The 22,842-nt window shown below is 70.3% G+C and carries 21 protein-coding genes; 13 read left to right on the plus strand and 8 right to left on the minus strand.

The genetic code is table 11. The annotated features are described in order from the left end of the window. Positions 1 to 306: 306 nt before the first annotated feature. Positions 307 to 2,412: an excinuclease ABC subunit UvrB gene (gene uvrB, locus Aiant_RS30575; protein ID WP_189335797.1), complete on the plus strand. Its 2,106-nt coding sequence runs from the start codon at positions 307 to 309 to the stop codon at positions 2,410 to 2,412. A 617-nt stretch (positions 2,413 to 3,029) separates the two neighbouring features. On the opposite strand, the gene Aiant_RS30580 is transcribed toward uvrB, so the two are convergent. After that, positions 3,030 to 3,611: an MBL fold metallo-hydrolase gene (locus Aiant_RS30580; RefSeq protein ID WP_189335798.1), complete on the minus strand. Its 582-nt coding sequence runs from the start codon at positions 3,609 to 3,611 to the stop codon at positions 3,030 to 3,032. Between the two features lie 270 nt (positions 3,612 to 3,881). Between Aiant_RS30580 and Aiant_RS30585 the strand changes: the two genes are divergently transcribed. Further along, positions 3,882 to 4,274 (plus strand): winged helix-turn-helix transcriptional regulator, encoded by a 393-nt coding sequence (locus tag Aiant_RS30585; protein WP_189335799.1) that lies wholly within the window; start codon positions 3,882 to 3,884, stop codon positions 4,272 to 4,274. Positions 4,275 to 4,294: 20 nt separating this feature from the next. Here the strand turns inward: Aiant_RS30585 and Aiant_RS30590 are convergent, their stop codons facing one another. Next, entirely contained in the window at positions 4,295 to 4,630 is a 336-nt protein-coding gene (locus tag Aiant_RS30590) for an antibiotic biosynthesis monooxygenase family protein (protein ID WP_189335800.1), read from the minus strand. 613 nt (positions 4,631 to 5,243) lie between these two features. On the opposite strand from Aiant_RS30590, the gene Aiant_RS30595 reads away from it, so the two are divergent. Continuing rightward, complete coding sequence (locus tag Aiant_RS30595) at positions 5,244 to 6,245, plus strand: TerC family protein (RefSeq protein ID WP_189335801.1); 1,002 nt, start codon at positions 5,244 to 5,246, stop codon at positions 6,243 to 6,245. Between the two features lie 382 nt (positions 6,246 to 6,627). Here the strand turns inward: Aiant_RS30595 and typA are convergent, their stop codons facing one another. Further along, entirely contained in the window at positions 6,628 to 8,493 is a 1,866-nt protein-coding gene (gene typA, locus Aiant_RS30600) for a translational GTPase TypA (protein ID WP_189335802.1), read from the minus strand. Between the two features lie 152 nt (positions 8,494 to 8,645). Here typA and Aiant_RS30605 point away from each other — a divergent pair, with 152 nt between their 5' ends. Together Aiant_RS30605 and Aiant_RS30610 are read left to right on the plus strand one after the other, a co-directional pair. Then, positions 8,646 to 9,446: a transglycosylase SLT domain-containing protein gene (locus tag Aiant_RS30605; RefSeq protein WP_189335803.1), complete on the plus strand. Its 801-nt coding sequence runs from the start codon at positions 8,646 to 8,648 to the stop codon at positions 9,444 to 9,446. Between the two features lie 187 nt (positions 9,447 to 9,633). Continuing rightward, on the plus strand, positions 9,634 to 10,059 hold the full coding sequence (locus Aiant_RS30610; RefSeq protein WP_185040379.1) for an uL11 family ribosomal protein: 426 nt from the start codon (positions 9,634 to 9,636) through the stop codon (positions 10,057 to 10,059). 113 nt (positions 10,060 to 10,172) lie between these two features. On the opposite strand, the gene Aiant_RS30615 is transcribed toward Aiant_RS30610, so the two are convergent. Beyond that, positions 10,173 to 10,784 (minus strand): ATP-dependent Clp protease proteolytic subunit, encoded by a 612-nt coding sequence (locus Aiant_RS30615; RefSeq protein ID WP_189335804.1) that lies wholly within the window; start codon positions 10,782 to 10,784, stop codon positions 10,173 to 10,175. A gap of 208 nt (positions 10,785 to 10,992) precedes the next feature. Between Aiant_RS30615 and Aiant_RS30620 the strand changes: the two genes are divergently transcribed. Continuing rightward, positions 10,993 to 11,709, plus strand: a complete 717-nt coding sequence (locus tag Aiant_RS30620; RefSeq protein ID WP_189335805.1) for a GntR family transcriptional regulator — start codon at positions 10,993 to 10,995, stop codon at positions 11,707 to 11,709. 181 nt (positions 11,710 to 11,890) lie between these two features. Here Aiant_RS30620 and Aiant_RS30625 read toward each other — a convergent pair whose 3' ends face one another. Beyond that, entirely contained in the window at positions 11,891 to 12,505 is a 615-nt protein-coding gene (locus Aiant_RS30625) for a TetR/AcrR family transcriptional regulator (RefSeq protein ID WP_189335806.1), read from the minus strand. 64 nt (positions 12,506 to 12,569) lie between these two features. Between Aiant_RS30625 and Aiant_RS30630 the strand changes: the two genes are divergently transcribed. From Aiant_RS30630 to Aiant_RS30650, 5 genes are all read left to right on the plus strand, one after another. Then, complete coding sequence (locus Aiant_RS30630; RefSeq protein WP_189335807.1) at positions 12,570 to 13,475, plus strand: alpha/beta fold hydrolase; 906 nt, start codon at positions 12,570 to 12,572, stop codon at positions 13,473 to 13,475. 67 nt (positions 13,476 to 13,542) lie between these two features. After that, on the plus strand, positions 13,543 to 15,039 hold the full coding sequence (locus tag Aiant_RS30635) for an NCS1 family nucleobase:cation symporter-1 (RefSeq protein ID WP_189335808.1): 1,497 nt from the start codon (positions 13,543 to 13,545) through the stop codon (positions 15,037 to 15,039). Then, positions 15,039 to 15,818 carry an aspartate/glutamate racemase family protein gene (locus Aiant_RS30640; protein ID WP_189335809.1) on the plus strand — a complete coding sequence of 260 codons (780 nt, stop codon included), beginning with the start codon at positions 15,039 to 15,041 and terminating at the stop codon, positions 15,816 to 15,818. The genes Aiant_RS30635 and Aiant_RS30640 overlap by 1 nt, the downstream gene beginning before the upstream one ends. Next, positions 15,815 to 16,327 (plus strand): SigE family RNA polymerase sigma factor, encoded by a 513-nt coding sequence (locus Aiant_RS30645; RefSeq protein ID WP_189335810.1) that lies wholly within the window; start codon positions 15,815 to 15,817, stop codon positions 16,325 to 16,327. Before Aiant_RS30640 ends, Aiant_RS30645 begins: the two co-directional genes overlap by 4 nt. A gap of 12 nt (positions 16,328 to 16,339) precedes the next feature. Then, complete coding sequence (locus tag Aiant_RS30650) at positions 16,340 to 16,996, plus strand: hypothetical protein (RefSeq protein ID WP_189335811.1); 657 nt, start codon at positions 16,340 to 16,342, stop codon at positions 16,994 to 16,996. 77 nt (positions 16,997 to 17,073) lie between these two features. Here the strand turns inward: Aiant_RS30650 and Aiant_RS30655 are convergent, their stop codons facing one another. From Aiant_RS30655 to Aiant_RS30665, 3 genes are all read right to left on the minus strand, one after another. Next, the gene (locus tag Aiant_RS30655) at positions 17,074 to 17,331 is read right to left on the minus strand and encodes a hypothetical protein (RefSeq protein ID WP_189335812.1); all 258 of its coding nucleotides are present in this window, start codon (positions 17,329 to 17,331) and stop codon (positions 17,074 to 17,076) included. Positions 17,332 to 18,002: 671 nt separating this feature from the next. Then, positions 18,003 to 18,647, minus strand: coding sequence for an MBL fold metallo-hydrolase (locus Aiant_RS30660; protein ID WP_189335813.1), 645 nt, complete (start codon positions 18,645 to 18,647; stop codon positions 18,003 to 18,005). A gap of 8 nt (positions 18,648 to 18,655) precedes the next feature. Next, the gene (locus Aiant_RS30665; protein ID WP_189335814.1) at positions 18,656 to 19,357 is read right to left on the minus strand and encodes a maleylpyruvate isomerase family mycothiol-dependent enzyme; all 702 of its coding nucleotides are present in this window, start codon (positions 19,355 to 19,357) and stop codon (positions 18,656 to 18,658) included. A 197-nt stretch (positions 19,358 to 19,554) separates the two neighbouring features. Here Aiant_RS30665 and rsgA point away from each other — a divergent pair, with 197 nt between their 5' ends. Beyond that, entirely contained in the window at positions 19,555 to 20,589 is a 1,035-nt protein-coding gene (gene rsgA / locus Aiant_RS30670; protein WP_189335815.1) for a ribosome small subunit-dependent GTPase A, read from the plus strand. Positions 20,590 to 20,805: 216 nt separating this feature from the next. Further along, on the plus strand, positions 20,806 to 22,602 hold the full coding sequence (locus Aiant_RS30675) for a glycosyltransferase family protein (RefSeq protein ID WP_189335816.1): 1,797 nt from the start codon (positions 20,806 to 20,808) through the stop codon (positions 22,600 to 22,602). Positions 22,603 to 22,842: the final 240 nt, after the last annotated feature.

A 22,842-nucleotide genomic window follows, 5' to 3' on the forward strand; every position in this document is an offset into this window, starting at 1 on the left:
CTTCAAAGGGGGCGCCGTTCCTCGTCCTGAAGGTGACGGACAAGGAGCGGCGCTCGCGGCGACCGGTCCGCTTTCCGCGCGACCCCCGCGGGTGCGCTCGCCGGGTGCCGGGGCGCATCTACCACGGTGCGGCACGGCTGGATCGTTGGATGATCCCGACCGCGCTCGTCGGCCGCCGCGAGCGGCCTACCCAGCCAGGGTAGGTGGCGGGGGAAAGGGCCGACAATGCCGCGGGGCGAGGCCGATTGTGCACCATCGGCACGGCCGTCCCGGAACTTGTCATACCCCCGACGTACGGTGGTGGGCATGGCGCTCGACATCCCACGACTCGACGGCCGGTTCGAGGTCGTCAGCGACTACCAGCCGGCCGGTGACCAGCCCGCGGCGATCGACGAGCTGGAGCGGCGGGTCCGCGCCGGTGACCGGCACACCGTGCTGCTCGGCGCCACCGGCACCGGCAAGAGCGCGACCACCGCCTGGCTGATCGAGCGGCTGCAACGGCCCGCCCTCGTCATGGCGCCGAACAAGACGCTCTGCGCCCAGCTCGCCAAGGAGTTCCGCGAGCTGCTGCCGAACAACGCGGTCGAATACTTCGTCAGTTACTACGACTACTACCAGCCCGAGGCGTACATCGCCCAGACCGACACCTACATCGAGAAGGACTCCTCGGTCAACGAGGAGGTGGAGCGGCTCCGGCACTCGGCCACCATGTCCCTGCTCACCCGCCGCGACACCATCGTGGTGGCCACGGTCAGCGCGATCTACGGCCTGGGCACCCCGCAGGAGTACATCGAGCGGGCCGTCAAGGTGAAGGTCGGCGGCGAGATCGACCGGGACAAGCTGCTGCGCCGGCTCGTCGACATCCAGTACACGCGTAACGACGTCGCCTTCCAGCGGGGCACGTTCCGGGTGCGCGGTGACACGCTGGAGATCATCCCGGCTTATGAGGAGCTTGCCGTCCGGGTCGAGCTCTTCGGCGACGAGGTGGAGAAGCTCTACTATCTGCACCCGCTCACCGGCGAGGTGGTCCGCGAGGTCGACGAGCTGATCATCTTCCCGGCGACGCACTACGTGGCCGGCCCGGAGCGGATGGAGCGGGCGATCCGCGACATCGAGGCCGAGCTGGCCGAGCGGCTGGCCGAGCTGGAGCGGCAGGGCAAGCTGCTGGAGGCACAGCGGCTGCGGATGCGGACGACCTATGACATCGAGATGATGCGCCAGGTCGGCTTCTGCAACGGCATCGAGAACTACTCGATGCACATGGACGGGCGGCAGCCCGGCGATCCGGCGTACACGCTGCTCGACTACTTCCCGGACGACTTCATCACGGTCATCGACGAGTCGCACGTCTCGATCCCGCAGATCGGCGGGATGTATGAGGGCGACGCCTCCCGCAAACGCATCCTGATCGAGCACGGCTTCCGGCTGCCCAGCGCAGCCGACAACCGGCCGCTGCGGTTCGACGAGTTCCTGGACCGGGTCGGCCAGATGGTCTTCCTCTCCGCGACCCCGGGCAACTGGGAGATGGAGCAGGCGCAGGGCGAGTTCGTCGAGCAGGTGATCCGGCCGACCGGCCTGGTCGACCCGCAGGTCGTGGTGAAACCGACCAAGGGCCAGATCGACGACCTGATGCACGAGATCCAGCTGCGCACGGAGAAGGACGAGCGTGTCCTGGTCACCACCCTGACCAAGAAGATGGCCGAGGACCTCACCGACTATCTCCTGGAGAACGGGATCCGGGTCCGCTATCTGCACTCCGAGGTGGACACCCTGCGCCGCGTCGAGCTGCTCAAGGAGCTGCGCAAAGGTGACTACGACGTGCTGGTCGGCATCAACCTGCTGCGCGAGGGTCTCGACCTGCCCGAGGTGTCGCTGGTCGCGATCCTGGACGCGGACAAGGAGGGCTTCCTGCGCAGCGGGCGCTCGCTGATCCAGACCATCGGCCGGGCCGCGCGGAACGTGTCCGGCGAGGTCCACATGTATGCCGACAAGATCACTCCGTCGATGCGGGACGCGATCGAGGAGACCGATCGGCGGCGGGCCAAGCAGATCGCGCACAACGAGGCCAACGGGATCCAGCCGCAGGCCCTGCGGAAAAAGATCCACGACATCCTCGACGACATCTACCGCGAGGCGGAGGACACCGACTCGGCGATCGTCGGTGGCGCGGGGCGGCAGATGTCGCGGGGCAAGGCGCCGGTGCCGGAGACGCGGTCGAAGGGGCGCGCGGGGGCCGGGCCGGCTCGCGAGGGGATGGCCCGGGCGGAGTTGGTGCAGCTCATCCAGGACCTCAACGACCAGATGCTGGGGGCGGCGCGGGAGTTGCAGTTCGAGCTGGCGGCCCGGATCCGCGACGAGATCTCCGAGCTGAAGAAGGAGTTGCGGGGGATGGACATGGCGGGGGTGAAGTAGGGCTTTCCCGTTCCCCGGGCTGTTTCGGCCCGGGGAGGTGGCGTCGACTCCAGGGTTCGACCTGGGCTGAGGCGGCCGTCGCGGTCCCGGGTTCGAGTCGGGCCCAGGTGGTCGAGGCGGTCCCGGATTCGCCTGGGGTCGGTTGCGCCGAGGCGGTCGAGGTCCGCCTTGGGCGCAGGCGGCCGGGTCGGTCCTGGCGCTGGAGTGGCCGGGCCGGACTCGGGTTTCCTCGGGGCGGGGTCGTCGGGTTGGCCTTGGGCGCGGTGGTCCGGTCGGTCTTGGCGTTGGGGTGGCCGGGTCGGTCGTGGGCCGCTTTTGGGTCGGGCGGCCGGGCGGGTCTCGGGTTTTCTCGGGGCGGGGTTGTCGGGTTGGCCTTGGGGCGCGGTGGTCCGGTTGGTCTTGGCGTTGGGGTGGCCGGGTCGGTCCTGGGCCGCTTTTGGGTCAGGCGGGCGGGCCGGTCTCGGGTTGGCCCCAGGCGCGGTGATCCGGTCGGCTTCAGGGCGCGGTGGTCGGTCGGTCTCGGGTTGGCTTTAGGCCGGGTGGTCCGGTCGGTCTCGGGTTGGCTTTGGGCGCGGTGGTCCGGTGGGTCTGACGTTGGTCCGGCGCCGGTGGGGGCGCTAGTCCGGGTGGCTGGTTTGTGGGTGTTGCCTTTGTTGCGGCAGTTCGCCGAAGGCGGTGCCGGTGAAGTGGCCGCCGGCCAGGACGGTGCGGCCGTCTCGGAATCGGTCGAGCACGTCGGTGCGGTGCCGGCGGGCCTGCTCCGGGTCGACGTCGGAGCGGAACCGCCAGTGCGGTTCGGCGAACTGGGCGCGGGTGTGCAGCAAGTCGCCGAGAACCAGGACTCGTTCCTCGACGTCCGGGTCGGTGACGAGCAGGCAGGTGTGGCCGGGCGTGTGCCCCGGGGTGGGCACGGCCTGGATGCCGGGTGGAAGCTGGTCCAGATGGCCGAGCCGGCGGGCGATCGCGGGCAGCACCCGGTCCGGGTCCGGGCCGACTCCGCCCGGGTGGGCGCACCAGTGCTCCCACTCCCGGCGATCGACCAGGTAACGGGCGCGGGGGAAGGCGCCGGCCCAGCCGACGTGGTCCCGGTGCAGGTGGGTGAGGACGACCAGGTCGACGTCCGCGGGCGTCACGCCGTCGGCGGCGAGGTTGTCCAGCAGCATGCCGCCGGGCCCGAGACCGAGGTCGATGAGGATCACCCCGGCCGGGGAGTGGATCAGGAACGAGCCGACGTTGGCGACCGCGTGGCCGGCGTCGTTCAGCAGATGGGTGTGCGCTGACCAGTCGCTGTCCGGGAGAAGTCACCGGGCTTGCCACTGATCTCCGTGTCCGGCACAAAAGTGATCGTCGTCTGTCCGAGCCGCATGGCACCACCGTGGCGGGCGCGGCCGGGTGTCGGCAAGAACGCACTTGTAAGTGCGGGACCGCGCCCGCGGGTGGGTTCCGGAGGCGGGCGCTACGGTGGCGGCATGGCGAGCAGACCGCGTCCCGGTACGTTGCTTCCGGTCGGGGCGGGACGGAACTGTCCGACGACCTGCCCGACCCGGCAGACCGTGGCCCGGCTGGCGGACCGGTGGACGATCGTGCTGCTGGAGGCGCTGTCCGGCGGGGAGCGGCGGTTCGGTCAGTTGCGGGCGGCGGCCGACGGCATCAGCGAGAAGATGCTCACCCAGACCCTGCGCAGCCTGGAGCGGGACGGGCTGGTGGCCCGCGAGGTGCTGCCCGGAACGCCGCCCGGGGTCGCTTATCGGCTCACCGGGCTCGGCTCTTCGCTGCTCGAACCACTGATGGCGATCCGTGACTGGGGTCAGCGGCACATGACCGAGGTGGAAGAGGCCCGGACCGCCTTCGACGGCCGCTGACCCGGCCGGCCCTGGCGGGGTCAGCCGGCGAAGAAGTCGTGGTCGGGGTCGGGCTGGTTGGCGATGGCCGGTAGTTCCGTGAAGTACTCGGAGACCGGGGGCTGGGCCAGGGTGGCGGAGATCAGGGCGCGCCACTGGGCGAAGCGTTCCGTGCGGCGGAAATGGTGCTCGTGGGCGTCCATGGAATCCCACTCGACCAGGAGCAGGAAGCGGGTGGCTGACTCGACGCGATGCTTGATTGCCAGCCCCCGGCAACCCTCGGCGCCCGCGATCAGCGGACGGCCGAGTCGGTAGGCGGCGACGAAATCGGCCTCCCGACCGGGGAGGACGTCGATAAGCATGACTTCGAGGATCATGCCCGCAAGCGTCCCATACGCACCAGATGGCGACCCTACGAGGAGCCCCGAAATGATCATGACAGCCTCTCACCTGCGCGAACCGGCCGCCCGCAGCGGCGAAACCGCAGCGGTCCGGAGAGGCCGCGACGGGTACGGCCGGCGGCGGCTGGGGTGAAACGGGTGAAGCCTCGGCCGGTCGTTGCGACCCCGGAGCGGTATCCGCGGATGAAGATCGTTGAGCGCTGGTGCCGGAGGGGAAGAAGTGGCTGGTGGGGGCCATGTTCCCGACCTCACGGCCGGTTGAACGATAGTTAAGGCAAGATGGCGCCTGGGTTACGTACGGGAAATTGCCTTGCTGGGTGGTTTGAGGAGCGAGTCCGCCCACTCTTTGGCTCCCGGTTCGTCGATCGGGGTCCGGATGCGCAACAATGGTGGGGTGGGAGGGGAGTATTCCCCCGCCCCGGTCTCGTCAACACGGAACGCTCGCCTGGGTGACCAGCGGGGGGACCCGGGGCCGGGGGTCGCGACGAAGCTTCGCGGCGGAAGAGACCTCCGACAGTCGCACGTCGCTGGGCTTTCTTGATCTTCCGGAGAGGGCGCAGCGACGACACGTGTCTGCCGGAGGTTCGCATTGAACGTTTCAACCTGGGTTTGGCTCGCCACGCTGGTGGCGCTGGTGGCCGTGCTTGCCGTGGATCTGTTGATCATCGGGCGCCGGCCGCACGAGCCGACCATGAAAGAGGCCGGCGGCTGGGTCGCCTTCTACGTCGCGCTCGCGCTGCTCTTCGGGGTCGGCGTCTGGGCGGTCAGCGGCGGACGGGCGGCCGGGGAGTTCTACACCGGCTGGCTCACTGAGTATTCGTTGAGCGTCGACAACCTGTTCGTCTTCGTGATCATCATGGGCCGGTTCGCGGTGCCGCGCCGATTCCAGCAGAAGGTGTTGCTGATCGGCATCGTGCTCGCGCTGGTCATGCGGGGCGCGTTCATCGCCGCCGGCGCGGCGCTGATCTCGCAGTTCTCCTGGGTGTTCTACATCTTCGGGGCGTTCCTGGTCTACACGGCCGTGACGCTGGTGAAGGGCGGCGAGAACGACGAGGAGGACTTCAAGGAGAACGTGCTGATCCGCTGGGCGAAACGAGCGCTGCCGCTCTCCTCGTCGTTCGGCGACGGGCAGTTCCGGGTGGTCACCTCGGCCGGCAAGCGCCTGTTCACCCCGATGCTCATCGTGATGATCGCGATCGGCACCACCGACCTGATCTTCGCGCTCGACTCGATCCCCGCGATCTTCGGGATCACCAAGGAGCCGTACCTCGTCTTCACCGCGAACGTGTTCGCGCTGATGGGCCTGCGTCAGCTCTTCTTCCTACTCGGCGGCCTGCTGGAGCGCCTGGTCTACCTGAACATCGGCCTCGCCGTGGTGCTCGCCTTCATCGGCGTCAAACTCTTCCTCGAGGCCCTGCACACCAACAGCCTGCCGTTCCTCAACGGTGGCGAGGGCCTGCACTGGGCCCCGGAGATCCCGATCTGGCTGTCGCTGCTGGTCATCCTCGGCACGCTCGGCGTCGCCACGGTCGCCAGCCTGGCCAAATCCTCCCGGGACCGGAAAAGGGAACTAGTCACCGCCGGTCACTGATCTTTACGGTACGAAGTAAGCACCTGAGCCCGGGCGGCGTCCGCTGCCCGGGCTCTTCGCTATCACGGGTTCCGTCGATCGGCGCCGTCGTCCACACCAGCGGGTCGTCCACAGGCCGGCCACGTGATCTCGCCCGCCCCCGCCACACTGATCAGCGGGGGCTCCCCCAGGGATAGGGCGGGGTCTCGCGCCCAGGGATAGGGCGGGGTCTCGCGCTTGCCGACGGAGTGGGGTGACGGGGCTGGGCGGGGCTGTGGGCGTACCGGAAAGGCGAAGCGATCCGGGGATGCGGCGGCCGGGCCGGGGAAGCGGACCGGAACGGGAAACGCCCCCGCCGGGAAGGCGGGGGCGTCTCGGTGACCCGGGGTGAACCGGGCGTGGATTACTGCTGGTGCTTGCGGCGGGCGGCGGCCCGGCCCCGAGCGGTCTGGTCCAGAACGACCTTGCGGATGCGGATCGCGGACGGGGTGACCTCGACGCACTCGTCCTCCCGGCAGAACTCGAGGGACTGCTCGAGGGAGAGCTTGCGGGGCGGGATCACCTTCTCGGTGTTGTCCGCGCTCGCGGCACGCATGTTGGTGAGCTTCTTCTCCTTGGTGATGTTGACGTCCATGTCGTCCTCACGGGAGTTCTCACCCACGATCATGCCCTCGTAGACCTCGGTGGTCGGCTCGACGAAGAGCTGGCCGCGCTCCTGGATGTTGATCATCGCAAACGGGGTGACCGCGCCGGCCCGGTCGGCCACCAGCGACCCGTTCTGCCGGGTGCGGAGGTCGCCGAACCACGGCTCGTGGTCCTCGTACAGGTGGTGCATGATGCCGGTGCCGCGGGTCTCGGTGAGGAACTCGGTCCGGAAACCGATCAGGCCACGCGCCGGGACCAGCCACTCCATCCGGAGCCAGCCGGTGCCGTGGTTGGTCAGCTGCTCCATCCGGCCCTTGCGGCTGGCCAGCAGCGAGGTGATGGCGCCCATGTACTCGTCCGGGGCGTCGATGGTCAAGCGCTCGACCGGCTCGTGCACCTTGCCGTCGATGACCTTGGTGACGACCTGCGGCTTGCCGACGGTCAGCTCGTAGGACTCGCGGCGCATCTGCTCGACCAGGATGGCGAGCGCCAGCTCGCCACGGCCCTGCACCTCCCAGGCGTCCGGGCGCTCGGTCGGCAGGACGCGGAGCGAGACGTTACCGATCAGCTCCTTGTCCAGGCGGTCCTTGACCATGCGCGCCGTGACCTTGGCGCCCTTGACCTTGCCGACCAGCGGCGAGGTGTTGGTGCCGATGACCATCGAGATGGCCGGCTCGTCGACGGTGATCAGCGGCAGCGGCTTCGGGTTCTCCGCGTCGGCCAGGGTCTCGCCGATCATGATCTCCGGGATGCCGGCGACGGCCATGATGTCGCCCGGGCCGGCGCTCTCGGCCGGCTTGCGCTCCAGGCCCTCGGTGATCAGCAGCTCGGAGATCCGCACATTGCTGATCGTGCCGTCGGTCTTGCACCAGGCGACGGTCTGGCCCTTGCGGATGGTGCCCTCGTGCACCCGGCACAGCGCGAGACGGCCGAGGAACGGCGAGGCGTCCAGGTTGACGACGTGCGCCTGGAGCGGCGCGCCCTCGGTGTAGGTCGGGGCCGGGATGGTGTTCAGGATCGTGGAGAACAGCGGCTCCAGGTCGGCGCTGTCCTGCGGGACGGCGCCGTCGGCCGGCTGGTTCAGCGAGGCGATGCCGTCGCGGGCGCACGCGTAGATGATCGGGAACTCGATCTGGTCCTCGTCCGCGTCCAGGTCGAAGAAGAGCGCGTACGTGTCGTCCACGACCTCCTTGATCCGGGCGTCCGGCCGGTCCACCTTGTTGATCACCAGGATGATCGGGAGCTTGGCCTGGAGCGCCTTGCGGAGCACGAAGCGGGTCTGCGGCAGCGGGCCCTCGGACGCGTCGACCAGCAGCACCACGCCGTCGACCATGGTCAGGCCGCGCTCCACCTCGCCACCGAAGTCGGCGTGGCCCGGGGTGTCGATGATGTTGATGACGACCGGCTCGCCCTCGGCCGGCTGGTAGCTGATCGCGGTGTTCTTGGCGAGAATGGTGATGCCCTTTTCCCGCTCCAGGTCCATGGAGTCCATGGCGCGCTCGGCCATCTCTCCACGTGCGTGGGACTGACCGCCCTGTCGGAGCATGGCGTCGACCAGGGTGGTTTTGCCATGGTCGACGTGAGCGATGATGGCGACATTACGGAGGTCGGTGCGGGTCTGCATGAGGCCCATTGTCCCCGGTTCAGGTTGCCGTTCGTGACACGGGGTCATGTTGCCGAGCCCACAAGATTTTTTGAACAAAGTTCACGGGTCCGTGCAAGGCGATCACCGCTGTTAGCGTCTTCATCGATATACCCACGGGGAGGAATACGTCGATGAAGGTGCGGTTGTTCGCCGCGGTGGCGGTGCTGGTGGTGGCCGCGGGCTGCGGGTTCGGCGGTAAGGACGACAAGGCGTCGGGCTCGGCGCCGACGGTGGCGGTGACGTCCGAGTCGCCGGTCCCGGAGGAGTCGCCCACCCCGGAGCCGGAGGAGACGACCACGGCGCCCGCGCCGAAACCGTCGAAGACCAGCAGCAAGCCGAAGAAGACCACGTCGTCGCCGACGCCGACCGGCCCGGTGAACAACTTCGAGGTGTCGGCGTGCTCCACCAAGAAGGGCACCGCGGTCTCCAAGACCAAGGTGAAGGCGGCGCTGAAGGCGGCGGCCGGCAAGACCTACTGGACGCACGAGGCGCCCCAGCTCAAGCTGAACTATCCGCTGGTCAAGGCGATCGCCTGGCACGAGAGCGGCTGGCAGACCAACGTCTTCAACTGTGACGGCGGGCAGGGCCTGATGCAGCTGATGCCGGACACGGTCAGCATGATCAACGACCGGTTCGGGCTGAGTTACGACGTGTCGGGTTACCAGCAGAACGCGACCGCCGGGGCGAACTATCTCGCCTGGCTGACCCGCTACATGTCGCAGAAGGCGTTCAACGAGGACAAGGTCTTCGACCTCAGTCCGCGCAAGTGCAAGACACACAGCTCGTGGTGCCTGCTGAACCTGGTGATCTCGGCGTACCAGTTCGGCCCCGGTGACGTGCTGGCGAACGCGAAGACCAAGAAGCTGCCGAACCCGGGGTACGTCGACTCGGTGCGCTCGCTGATGGCGGACTGCTTCTGCGACACCTACTGATCCGGGGTGGTCCCGGGGCTGCCGGGACCGCGAGCTACACTGGTCAGCGGACCCGAGACCCCGCTTACCCAGCCGTTTTGACCCTCTCGTCACAGCGGTAGTAAGGTCTCGGGGTTGTCGTGTGTCGTTGATGCTGGCGAGCTGCGTTTTTTCTCGGCCCGCAGCTCACCCTAAGGAGCCTTACCCGATGCCTCCCAAGAAGAAGACCCATGAGGTAACCCTCGCGCTTGAGGCGGGTAACGCCGCGATGGTCGACCTCGGTAAGATGCTCGGTCCGACCGGCGCCAACATGCGCGCCGTCAAGGTCGAGTACGACGAGGCCACCGCGAAGAACCGGGGCGAGATCATCCCGGTCATCGTGTCGGTCTACGAGGACCGTAGCCACACGCTGGCCTACAAGACCCCGCCGACCAGCTTCCTGATCCGCAAGGCTCTGGGGATCCAGTCGGGCGCGTCGAACCCGCTGACCCAGACCGTGGGCACGCTCAGCGCCCAGCAGGTCAAGGAGATCGCGGAGCGCAAGCTGCCCGACCTCAACGCGAACGACATGGACGCCGCGATTCAGATCGTGAGCGGCACCGCGCGTTCGATGGGCGTCAAGGTCGCCTCCTGATCGTCAAGATCTGAGAACGGCCCCGGACTTCGGTCCGGGGCCGTTTTTCGTCGCGCCCGCCCCGCCGGTTTCCGGTCCGCTGTGGGCGCGACCACGGCGTTTCCGGTACGCCATCAGCGCGCCTTCGGCGAGATCACCTCGTCGAGCAGTCCGTACTCCAGCGCCTCCGCGGCGTTCAGGCTCCGCCCCGCGGACAGGTCGTCCTCCACCCGGCTGCGCGGCCGCCCGGTCACCTCGGCCAGCCGGACCACGACCTCCTCCAGCTCCCGCAGGTGCTGCCCGGCCGCGGCGGCCACCTCGTCGGCGGTCCCGTTCACCCCGGCGGCCCGCGGCTCGGCCAGCTTGAACCGGGCGTGCCGGTAACCCGCCCGGCGGTCCGCGGCGGCCAGCACGGCCAGCGCCGCCCCGCCCGCCTCCGCGGTGACCAGCGCGTGCACCGGCGACACCAGCGCGTCGATCACGTCGACCACGGCGAGCGCGGCGCTCAGCTCGCCGCCCGGGCAGGCCACGTGCAGCTGGATCGGCGCCTGACCGGCCGCGTCCAGGGTGAGCAGGGCGGCCGAGATGCCGGTCGCCACCTCGCTGGTGAGCTGGCCGCGGATCATCACGATGCGCTGGTCGAAGAGCCGCTCCTCAAGCCACCCGGGGAACGCGGGACCGGGCTCCGGCGGGAGCGGCGGCTGCACCGGGAAGCCCCACCGGGACGGATCGTGTCGCATGGTCATGGGCGGCCTCCACATCGTCCGTGGCTTCCGCCAGCCTACGTGGGAAACCTGCCGGGGACCGGGATCCGCGGTGGCCGGCCCCGATCGCACGGGCCGGTGTCATGGGGCCGGCGTCGTCGGCGCGGCAGCCCGCCGGAGCAGCCGGGTGGATCGGGTGGCGCACCGTTCGGCGGGCCGTGATCCGCCGGGGAAGCCCTAGACTCCGCACATGTCCGCTCCGCGACGTCGTTCCGCGCTGCTGGCCCGCCTGGCCGACCGGCCGGCCGGCAGCACGCCGAGCGCGATCGTGGACGAGTTGCGGGTGATCATCCTGCACGGTCAGGTGCCGCCCGGCTCGGCGATTCCGGTGGACGCGGTCGCGGCGGCCTTCGGGGTGAGCCGCATCCCGGTCCGGGAGGCGCTGATGACCCTGATCGGCGAGGGGCTGGTGGATCATCGGACGAACGGCGGCTACCGGGTGGCGATGATGACGGCCCGTGAGTTCGGCGAGATCTACCTGGTCCGGGAGGCGCTCGAGTCGGCGGCGCTGCGCGCGGCGGTGGCCCAGGCCACCGAGGAGGACGACCGGCAGGCACGGTCCGCGCTGCGGGCGCTGGACGCGGCGATCGAGGCCGACGACAAGGGTACGGCGTACCACCGGGAGAGTCGCCGGTTCCATCTCGCCCTGATCAGCCCGTGCCGGATGCGCCGCCTGCTGCACATGCTGGAGGCGGCGTGGAACATGACCGAGCCGCTGCGCCCGATGTCCCAGCTGCGCGCCGCGGAGCGGGAGCTGCTGCACGCCGATCACGCCGGGATGCTCGCCGCGTTCCTGCGCCGCGACGCCGACGCGCTCGCGCGGGTGTGCGCCGACCATCATCACCGTCTGCAGGGGTTCATCTCCGCATTGCCGCAGCACACCGGACTTTTCGCCGAGGGAGACTGATCTCACACCGGGCACGGCCGGGGACTCCGGCACGACCGGCACCGGAGTGGTCCTCGGAGGTGGCGGGGCGGCTCCGGTCGTACCGAAAACGGAAGTGACCTCGACGACCGCATCGCCGGCGCCGGAAAGCGAATCGACAGCGCCGGGAAGCCGGCGGACACAAGGCGGCGACGACCAGACGCTATCCGCCTGACCGCACCGTGCCGGCCCGGATCGCCGCCAGCACCCGGGCCGCGGTGCGCTCCGGCAGGTCCTCCTCGATCGGCTCGCCGCTGATGTAGATGCGGTAGTAGAACGGCGCGGCGAGCATCCGGACGGCCTCGTCGGCGCAGGTGCCGGCGGGGATCTCGGCGCGCTCCACGGCCCGATCCACCACCGTGGCGGCCCGCTTGATCCGGACCCGGATGGTCTCGGTGAGGGTGTGGCGGGAGGCGGGGTCGCGCACCGCCGTCATGATCAGCGCGTCCAGCCAGGGGCGGTGGACCGGGTGCCGATGCAGCCCGACGATGATCCGCGCCACCTCGGTGAGGTCGCCCTCCAGCGTGCCGGTGTCCGGGATGGGCAGCTCCACGGTGATCTCGTCGACCAGGTCCTGGATCAGCCCGTCGAGGTTGCCCCAGCGCCGGTACACCGTGGAGAGCGCGACGCCGGCCCGGGTGGCGACGGCCTCGATCCGGGTGCCGGCGTACCCGTTCTCCGCGAGCTCGGCCATGGCCGCCTCGAAGACCGCGGCCCGGGTGCGTGCCGTCCGCCCGCCGGGCCGTCGCGTGCCCTGTAAACGAGAATCGTCTTGCATTAGTGGTGTCCTCCTGTCAGGCTGCCGATGCTAATGCAAAGCGATTCCTGTTAGGAGTGGCTCCATGAGTTCGATCGAGGTTGCCCGGATCGCGCACCGGTTCGCCGAGGTGGACGGCGTGCAGGTGTTCTATCGCGAGACCGGGCCCGCCGATGCGCCCGTGCTGCTCCTGCTGCACGGTTTCCCGTCCGCGTCGCACCAGTTCCGGCGGCTGTTCGACGTGCTCGGTACCCGGTATCGGCTGATCGCGCCGGACTGTCCCGGCTTCGGGCACACCCGGGCGCCGGACGACTTCACCTACTCGTTCGAGCGTCTCGCCGACGTGGTCGAGGGCTTCGTCGACGCGATCGGGCTGGAGCGCTTCTTCCTCTATCTCTTCGACTTCGGCGGGCCGGTCGGGCTGCGGCTGGCCACCCGGCGGCCGGGAGCGGTCGCCGGGCTGATCGCGCAGAACGCCAACAGCTACCAGGAGGGGCTGTCGGACCTGGCCCGGGGCATGATCGCCGGGACCGCGGAGCAGGCGCGGGAGATCCTGGTGCTCCCGGTGACCCGGGGGCAGTACGAGGGTGGCGTCGCCGACCCGGCCTTCGTCGCGCCGGATGGATGGACCCTGGACCAGCACTTCCTCGACCAGCCCGGGCGCAAGGACGCGCAGGTGGCGCTGGCGCTGGACTACCACTCGAACGTCGCGCAGTACCCGGTGTGGCAGCGGTGGCTGGCCGAGCGGCGGCCGCCCGCGCTGATCTTGTGGGGGCGTAACGACGCGTTCTTCCCGGAGGCGGGGGCTTGGGCGTATCGGCGGGATCTGCCCGAGGCCGAGGTGCACGTCTTCGACACCGGGCACTTCGCGCTGGAGGATCACCTGCCGGAGATCGCGCCGCTGATCGCGGACTTCCTGGACCGCGGCTCGTCGAGGCTCGCCGCGATCGGCGCGTCCGGCGATCTCGGCGGGCCCGCGGTCATGAGGTGACCGTGACGCGTTGAAGATATACATTTCCGCTCATCGCTGCGAAACACCTGGTTCCTAGCTTGTTCGCATGGCTGACACCATTCCCGGAGCACAGCACGAGGACCTGGTCGAGGCCGCCGGCATGCCGGTCGGCAGCGGCGTCATCAAACCTGAATACGACCCCCGCCTGACGAACCAGGACCTCGCGCCGCTGCGGAAGCAGACGTGGGGCTCCTACAACATCTTCGCTTTCTGGATGTCCGACGTGCACAGTGTCGGCGGGTACGTCACCGCTGGCTCCCTGTTCGCGCTCGGCCTGTCGAGCTGGCAGGTGCTGGTCTCGCTGGTCGTCGGCATCACGATCGTCTACTTCTTCTGCAATCTGGTGGCCAAGCCCAGCCAGGTGACCGGGGTGCCCTACCCGGTGATCAACCGGGCCGCGTTCGGGGTGCTCGGGGCGAACGTCCCGGCCATCATCCGCGGCTCGATCGCGGTCGCCTGGTACGGCATCCAGACCTACCTGGCCTCGGCGGCGCTGGACGTCGTCGTCCTCAAGATCTGGCCGGACCTGGCCCCGTGGGCGGACGTCGACCAGCACGGCTTCCTGGGTCTTCCGCTCCTCGGCTGGTGCACCTACGCGCTGCTCTGGGTGTTGCAGGCGGCGGTGTTCTGGACCGGCATGGAGGCGATCCGCAAGTTCATCGACTTCTGCGGCCCGGCCGTCTACGTGGTGATGTTCGCGCTGACCGGCTACCTGATCTACAAGGCCGGGTGGAGCGCGATCAACCTCAGTCTCGGTGAGGTGAAGTACACCGGACTGGCGGCCGTCCCGGTCATGCTGGGCGCGATCGCCCTGGTCGTGTCGTACTTCTCGGGGCCGATGCTGAACTTCGGTGACTTCTCGCGATACGGCAAGAGCTTCCGGGCGGTGAAGATCGGCAACTTCCTGGGGCTGCCGGTCAACTTCCTGATGTTCAGCATCCTGACCGTGGTCACATCGTCGCTGACCATCCCGGTCTTCGGCGAGCTGATCACCGACCCGGTCGCGACGGTGTCCCGGATCGACAGCACCTTCGCGATCGTCCTGGGCGCGCTGACCTTCACCATCGCCACCATCGGCATCAACATCGTGGCCAACTTCATCTCGCCGGCCTTCGACTTCTCCAACGTCAGTCCGCAACGGATCAGCTGGCGGGCCGGCGGCATGATCGCCGCGGTCGGCTCGGTGCTGATCACCCCGTGGAATCTGTACAACAACCCGGACGTCATCCACTACACCCTGGAGACGCTGGGCGCCTTCATCGGCCCGCTGTTCGGGGTGCTCATCGCCGACTACTACCTGGTCCGTAAGCAGCGGGTGGACGTGGCCGCGATGTTCACCATGTCGCCCGCGGGCAAGTACCACTACAAGAAGGGCTATCACCCGCCGGCGATCGCCGCGACCGCGATCGGCGCGGTCGTCGCGGTGGTGCCGGTGCTCTGGACCGGCGGGCCGCACATGCACACGGTCGCTCAGTACAGCTGGTTCGTCGGCTGCGGGCTGGGCTTCCTGATCTACCTCGGTCTCGCCAAAAAGCCAGCCTGATGCTGATCCGCGTCATCAACCCCAACACCACGGCGTCGATGACCGCGCTGATCGAGGCGAGCGCCCGGGCCGTCGCCGGCCCGGGCGTCGTCGTCGAAGGGATCACCCCGGCGATGGGCCCGGCCTCGATCGAGAGCCACTACGACGAGGCTCTGGCGGTGCCCGGCCTGCTGGCGGCGGTCGCGGCGGGGGAGCGGGACGGCGCCGACGGCTACGTGATCGCCTGCTTCGGTGACCCCGGCCTGGACGCGGCCCGGGAGATCGCCGCCGGGCCGGTGGTCGGCATCGCCGAGGCCGCGATGCATGCGGCCACGCTGCTCGGTCGCGGTTTCAGCGTCGTGACAACCCTTTCCCGTACGACCGGCCGCGCGCGCGACCTGGCCCACCGGTACGCCCCGGCCGGCGCCTGCAAGGGCGTCTGGCCCTGTGACATCCCGGTCCTGGACCTGGACGGCGACCCCACCGTCCTGCCCCGGGTCGCGACCGTGGCCCGCGAGGCCCTGGCCCGCGACGGCTCCGACGTGATCGTCCTGGGCTGCGCCGGCATGGCCGCCCTCTGCGCCGGCCTCTCCGCGGAACTCGGCGTCCCGGTCATCGACGGCGTCGCCGCCGGGACCCTCCTGGTCCAGTCGCTGCTCACGCTCGGACTACGAACGTCCCGCCGCGACGAGTACGCTCCACCCCCGCCCAAGCCCTACACCGGACTGCTGGCCGGCTTCGTGCAACCTGGGCGAGACGCGAGTCGTCAGGGAGGTGTGAGAGCGAAGGAGGTCTTGTGAGAAGCGAGCGCGACGAACAATTCCACCGCTTCGTGGTGTCCCGGAGATCCGGCCTGGTGCGCACAGCCACCCTGCTGACGGCGGGGGACGCGCACCTGGCGGAGGATCTGGTCCAGTCGACGCTGACCAAGCTGTACGTGGCCTGGCCGGCGTTCCAGCGGGCCGACAATCCGGACGGATACCTGCGCCGCGTGCTGGTCAACGCATTGACGGACGAGCGGCGGCGCTGGTGGCGGCGACGGGAGGAGTCGATGGCAGACGTGCCCGACCAGCCCGCGGCCGAGCCGGTGGTCCCCGGGGAGCTGGCCGACGGGTTGCGCGTGGCCCTGAAGCAGCTGCCACCCCGGATGCGGGCGGCGCTGGTCTTCCGTTACTTCTACGACCTCGACGTCGCCGACACCGCCGACGCCCTCGGCTGCTCCGAGGGAACGGTGAAGAGCCAGACCGCCCGGGCCCTCGACCGGCTCCGGGCCGTCATCGGCCCATCGCTGACCACCGCCCATCGCTGAGAAGGCATGATCATGACCAATTTGCGTGACCAGCTCGCCGACATCGCCGGCTCGCCCGGCGAACCCACTCCCGCTCAGGCCGACGCCGACCTGGCCCGAGGCCGTTCGGCGCTGCGCCGCCGCCGGCTGACCCAGTCCGTCGCCGGTTCCACCTTCGCGATCGCCGCCGTCGCCGCGGCCTTCGCCTTCGTCACCGCCGGCTCGCCGGCCACCGTCCCCAGCGCCACCGGCACCAAGGCCCCGGCGACCAGCTCGGCTTTCCAGCTGGTCGACTACAAGGGCGAGCAGCCGGACGCGTTCACCGTGGACAAGGTCCCGGCCGGCTGGGAGGTCCAGGGCGTCACCGAGGGCTCGCTGACCGTCGGCCCGCTCGGCATGGCCGACAAGGACCCGAGCAGCTTCGTCGACAAGGTCGCGGTGATGCTCCAGTCCGTCGACGAGCACGGGGAGCTCCCCGGCAAGCCGGAGAAGGTGAAGGTCGGCGACAAGGACGGCTTCTTCGTCAAGCGCCTGGACGCCAAGGACGGCGTCACCCTCTTCGTCAAGCAGCCCAACGGGGTCAACCTGGAGATCCAGGTCTGGGACGGCATCGGCTGGACCCGTGACCAGATCGTCCAGTTCGCCGAGGGTGTCCACGTCAACCCGAACGCCAAGCAGGGCCGCGGCTGACCCCGGCAACTCGCCGAGGCGCCGGATCCGGGCGCGCCAATCGCCCGGATCCGGCGCCTACACGTCTACCACCCGGATCACCGGAGGTTGTAGGGCGTGTACTTCCCGGTCCCGGAACAGCTCGTGCATCGGACCCAGTTGGAGTTCGGCCCGGGAATGCTCCCCCGCCCGCCGCAGCCGCCACAGCGGCCCTTGCGCTCGTCGCGCCGCACGCTCCACCCGATGATCGCCCACCAGATGCCGCCGACGATCCCGACACAGAGCAGCAGCGGCAGCCCGAAGACCACCAGCGCGCTGATCGCACCCTGGCTGTCCGACACGTGAGCGAGAATCATCACCCGACGGTAGGCGCGCCCACCGCCGCCGGACATCGACGATACCGCCGCCGCTCACGCCCGTTCGGCGCACCCACCCGAAGCCTCGGCCGACCCATTCCGGCTAACCGCGCCGGTCACCGTCGCAGCCGTCGCCCGCGGCCCGCCGCTGGTCGCGGTGTGCGTGCCAGGCCATGGGGCGGTGCGTCACCGTTGCGGCCGCCGCCCGCGGTCCGCTGTTTCGGTGGTGTGCGGCCCGCGGACCGGGTCGCGGTTCGTGGGTGCCCGATGCCGGTGCCGGTTTTCGGTACGCCCAGCGCCCGGCCCAGTCGAGGACGGCGCCCGGAGCCGTCATCCGGGCCGGACAAGGTGCCGTGAGCGCAGCCAAGACCCGGGCTGGTGCTCACGGCCCTATCCCGCGCCCGGATGGGGCCGTGGAGTCCAGCCGGACCCGTCGGGCTGGTGCTCAGGGCCCTTTCCCGGGCTCGGATGGGGCCGTGGAGTCCAGCCGGTTTTGTCGGGCTGGTGCTCAGGGCCCTTTCCCGGGCTGGGATGGGGCCGTGGAGTCCAGCCGGATTTGTCGGGCTGGTGCTCACGGCCCTATCCCGCGCCCGGATAGGGCCATCAGGACCAGCCCCGGGGCCGTGTTCGGTGCCGGGCGGAATGAAGCCCCGGACGGAACGTGCGGTGGGTCACCAGCCGCGTTCGCGCCACTCGGCGAGGTGGGGGCGCTCGGCGCCCAGCGTCGAGTCCTTGCCGTGGCCCGGGTAGAACCACGTGTCGTCCGGGAAGCGGTCGAACAGTTTGCGCTCCACGTCGTTGATCAGGGATTCGAAGTTCTCCTTCACACCGCGGGTGTTGCCCACGCCGCCCGGGAACAGGCTGTCCCCGGTGAACAGGTGGACCCGGCCGCCGTCCGGCTCCTGGTACGCCAGCACCACCGACCCCGGTGTGTGCCCCACCACGTGGATCACCTCCAGGGAGTGCCCGCCCACCGTGACCGTGTCGCCGTCCTGGAGGGTGCGGGTCACCACCGGCAGCGCGCCGGCGTCCGCCGCGTGGGCCAGCGACGCCGCCCCGGTCGCCTCGACCACCTCGGACAGCGCGAACCAGTGGTCCTGGTGCTGGTGCGTGGTCACCACCGTGGCCAGGCCCGCGTCGCCGATCAGTTTCAGCAGCGCGGGAGCGTCGTTCGCGGCGTCGATGAGCAGCTGCTCGGCGCCGGCGCTCAGCAGGTACGCGTTGTTGTCCATCGGGCCGACCGACACCTTGGTCAGGGTCAGGCCGCCGCCGAGATCACGGGTGCCGGGGGCGTCGCCGGTGTAGTCCGCGGTCATGCCGAACCTCATTTCCACTGCACGGGCTGGGGAAGCTCGCCGTCCGGCGAGACGGTCAGGTCGGCGCCGTCGGCGCGGCCGGCCAGCCACGCCGCGATCGAGCGGGTCGGGCCGCCGATCGCCGGGCCGTCCGCCGAGCCGATCACCAACGGGTGCTCCACCCCGGCCGGGTGCAGCACCATCGGCGGCGCCGAGGCCGGCAGGTCACCGGCGATCTCGCGGAGCAGCCGCAGCGCGAACGCGTCCGACCACTCCGCCGGGGTGTAGCCGCGGCCCAGGTCGACGTGGTGCACCTCGACCTCGCGCAGCCGGGCCCACGGCACCACGGCCGCGGACGGGACCATCGCCGGATACGAGAACGTCCAGGCGGCGGCCGGCATCGCGGCGGCCGCGTCGGCGAACCGCTCGTGCGCGGCCCGGAGGTCGGCGAGCTGCTCGGCCAGGGGCCGCCCGGCGCCGGCCTCGATCGCCGCGTCCCGGGCCTCGCGGGACGGGTACGCCGGAGTCTCGACCCCGGTCCGCGCCCAGGTCAACAGGTTCGTCAGGGCGTCGGCGTTGCGGGCCAGGTGGGTGAGCACGTGCCCGACGGTCCAGCCGGGCAGCGCGGACGGCTCACCGATCACCGGGTCGTCGAAACCCCCGACGGTCCGCAGCAGCGTCTCGGTGGCCTGCTCCACGTCGGTCATCAGGACCAGCGGGTCGATCGTCACGGGAATGACATTAGCGTCCCGGGCCTTGTCCACAGGCCGGCGGAATTCACTTTCGCCGCGCTGACCGTGACCGTACGGTCGATCCCGAGACGCGCCGCTGGAAAGAACCCGCGGAGGAGGTGAGGCACGTGTCGTTCGTCGTTTTCGCGTCCCTTCACCCGGGGGCCTTCGCCCCTACTCGACCGTAAAGGGTTCCCATGTCGTCGTTCGACCTGTCCCAGCTCGGCTGGGACGAGACCTTCGCATCCTCGTTCCGTCGCTACGACCGTTCCGACACCGTCCCCGGCCGGGTGCTCCGCGCCGACCGCGGGATCAGCACCGTCCTCACCGCCGGCGGCGTGACCCGCGCCGGCCTGGGTGGGAACGCGCTGCTGGAGGCCGCCCGCGACCCCGCCCTGCTGCCCTGTGCCGGCGACTGGGTCGTGCTGCGCACCTGGCCCGACCGCCGGGTCACTCTCGAACTGGTCCTGCCCCGCCGCACCACCCTGATCCGGCGCACCGCCGGCAAGGACGCGTCCGGGCAGGTGCTCGCCGCCAACATGGACACCGTCGCGGTGGTCGAGCCGATCTTCCCCGAGCCCAGCGACGCCCGGGTGGAGCGCCTGCTCGCCCTGGCCTGGGAGTCCGGCGCCGACCCGCTGCTGGTGCTCACCAAGAGCGACACCACCGCGGCGCCGGAGGCGGTGGCCCGGCAGCTCGCCGAGCTGGCCCCGGGCGTGCCGGTCATCCCGGTCAGCGTGCAACGCGGCCGGGGCCTCGACCGGCTTCGCGAGTTCGTCACCCCGGGCCGCACGCTGGCCCTGCTCGGCCGGTCCGGGGCCGGCAAGTCGACGCTGGCCAACGCGCTCGCGGGCACCGCGGTCATGCCGGTGCAGGCGATCCGCGACGCCGACGGCAAGGGCCGGCACACCACGGCGTACCGGAATCTCGTCCCGCTTCCGGGCGGCGGCGCGGTGATCGACACCCCGGGCATCCGGGGTGTCGGCCTGCTCGACACCGAGTCCGGCCTGGACCGGGCGTTCGCCGACGTCGCCGAGCTGGCCGGGCAGTGCCGCTTCGACGACTGCGGGCACGACGCCGAGCCGGGCTGCGCGGTGCAGGCCGCGCTCGTCGACGGCACGCTGCCGCCGCGCCGCCTGGCCAGCTGGCGCAAGCTGCACCGGGAGGTCGCGGTGGAGAGCAGGCGCCGCTCGGTCCGTCTGGCGACGGCCCCACGCCGGCGTCATCACTGACCGCGGGTGGTTCCGGTCAGATCCGATTTCGGTACGCCTGGAGCACCCGTCCGTAGCCCGGGCATCGTCGCGCGCCGTGGCGAGGCACGGGTGCCGCGGCCGTACCGAAATCGGGTCCTCGATCCGGCGAGCGGCGCGTAAGCGCACCTCACACCGTGGGGGGCCGACTGCCCGGGTCTGCGCCGGGGTTCAGGTGACTCTGGCAGAATCCGGACGGTGCGTGCGGCGGAAGAGATGCTCGAGGAGCGGGACGAGGCGGTCCCCGCCACGGTCCGGACGGGGTTCGGCGGGTGGCGGCGGAGCGATCTCTGGGCGCTGCTGGGATTCGTGGCGCTGGCCGTCCTGGTGATGATCCGGCTGTGGGTCGACCCGAACGGGCGGGTGCTCGACGGGAACGACGACGACCACGGGATCTTCCTGTTCATGCTGGCGCACGGCGAGCGGGTGATCTTCGACGGGGCGCCGCCGTTCTTCGAGTCACACTTCAACGCGCCGGTCGGCGTCAACATGATGGCGAACACCGCGATCCTGGCGCTGAGCCTGCCGCTCGCCCCGGTCACCCACTTCCTGGGCGGCGGCGTCTCGGTCGCGATCATCCTCACCTTCGGCCTGGCCGGCACCGCGGCGGCCTGGTACTGGCTGTTCGCCCGGCACCTGGTGCGCAGCCGCCGCGCGGCGCTGATCGGGGCGCTCTGGTGCGGTTTCGGGCCGACGATGATCTCGCACGCCAACGGGCATCTGAACTTCGTCAACCAGTACCTGGTGCCGTTCATCGTCTGGCAGGTGCTGCGGCTGCGCGAGCCGGGCCGGGCGGTGCGCGGCGGGATCACGCTGGGTCTGCTGATCCTGCTCCAGATCTTCATCAACGAGGAGACGCTGCTCTTCACGGCGCTCACGCTGGGCGTCTTCGTGCTCTCCTACGCGATCATGCGGCCGGCCGAGGCACGGGCGACGGCGCGGCGGTTCCTGGCCGGGCTCGGGGTGGCCGCCGGGACCACGCTGGCGCTGGCCGGATACCCGTTGTGGTACCAGTTCTTCGGCCCGGGCAACTATCACGGGCAGCCGTTCGCGCCGACCGAGTTCGTCACCGACCTGCTGGCGCTGGGCGCCTACCCGCGGCAGTCGGTGGCCGGGATCGACGCGGTGACCGAGCGGCTGAGCGTGAGCGCCACCGAGGACAACACGTTCTTCGGCCCGATCGGCCTGCTGATGATCATCGTGTCGCTGCGGATGCTGTGGCAGAACGCGGCGGCCCGGTCCGCGGCGATCGCCGGGCTGGTCCTGCTGCTCGCCTCGATGGGCCCGCGCCTGCAGGTCGCCGGGGTCAGGACCGCGATCCCGCTCCCGTTCGGCCTGATCAGCCACGTGCCGGTGATCGACCTGGTGAGCGTCAGCCGGTTCGCCATGGTGCCGGCCACCATCGCCGGGATCCTGCTCGCGCTGGCCGCCGACAAGATCGACGACTACTCGCCGGTGCGCCGCCGCCGGTTCTGGGCCGGCATGACGCTGGCGCTGGTCCCGCTCTTCCCGACCCCGGCGCCGGTGGTCCAGGGCGACCCGCTGCCCGAGTTCCTGACCGCGGGCACCTGGAAGCAGTACGTGCCGGAGGGCCGGACCCTGGTGCCGGTGCCGCTGCCGGAGGTGACGACCGGGCGGACCGCGCAGCGCTGGGCCACCCTGGAGAACCTGGACTTCGCAGTGCCGCGCGGCTACTTCATGGGCCCGGCCAACCCGCCCGACGACCGCACCGGGTCGTGGCGGGCGCCGGTCCGGCCGACGTCCGAGCTGCTCGCCATGGTGCAGGCCACCGGGATCCGCCCGGTCATCAGCGAGGGGGAGCGCGAACAGATCCGCGCCGACCTGGTCTATTGGCGGGCGGCGGTGGTCGTGCTGATCCCACAGGCGCCGAACGTGGCGGCGCTGCGGGCGACGCTGACCGACGCCCTCGGGAAGCCGCAGCTGGTCGGCGGCGTGGAGATCTGGGACGTACGCGCCCTGGTGGGCGTCGGGTAACGAGGCGGGCGGGCTCCGGGCGTACCGGAAGCCGGGGGTTGGCGGGGAGCGGACCCGGTGCGTGGGGGCGGTCCGGTGGGGAGCGGGCCGGATAGGCTGGGGGGTCCCTCGCCCGAGTGACGTTCGGGCGTCCGCTTTGCGGGAATGTCCGTCATGTGAGCGGCGCTGCACCTGTGTCGACGGAAATTGTCATACCCCGTCGCTAGAGTGTTCGCCGTCTTTCAAACACCTGTACGGAGA

Source organism: Actinoplanes ianthinogenes, assembly GCF_018324205.1.
GTDB classification, from domain to species: Bacteria; Actinomycetota; Actinomycetes; order Mycobacteriales; family Micromonosporaceae; genus Actinoplanes; species Actinoplanes ianthinogenes.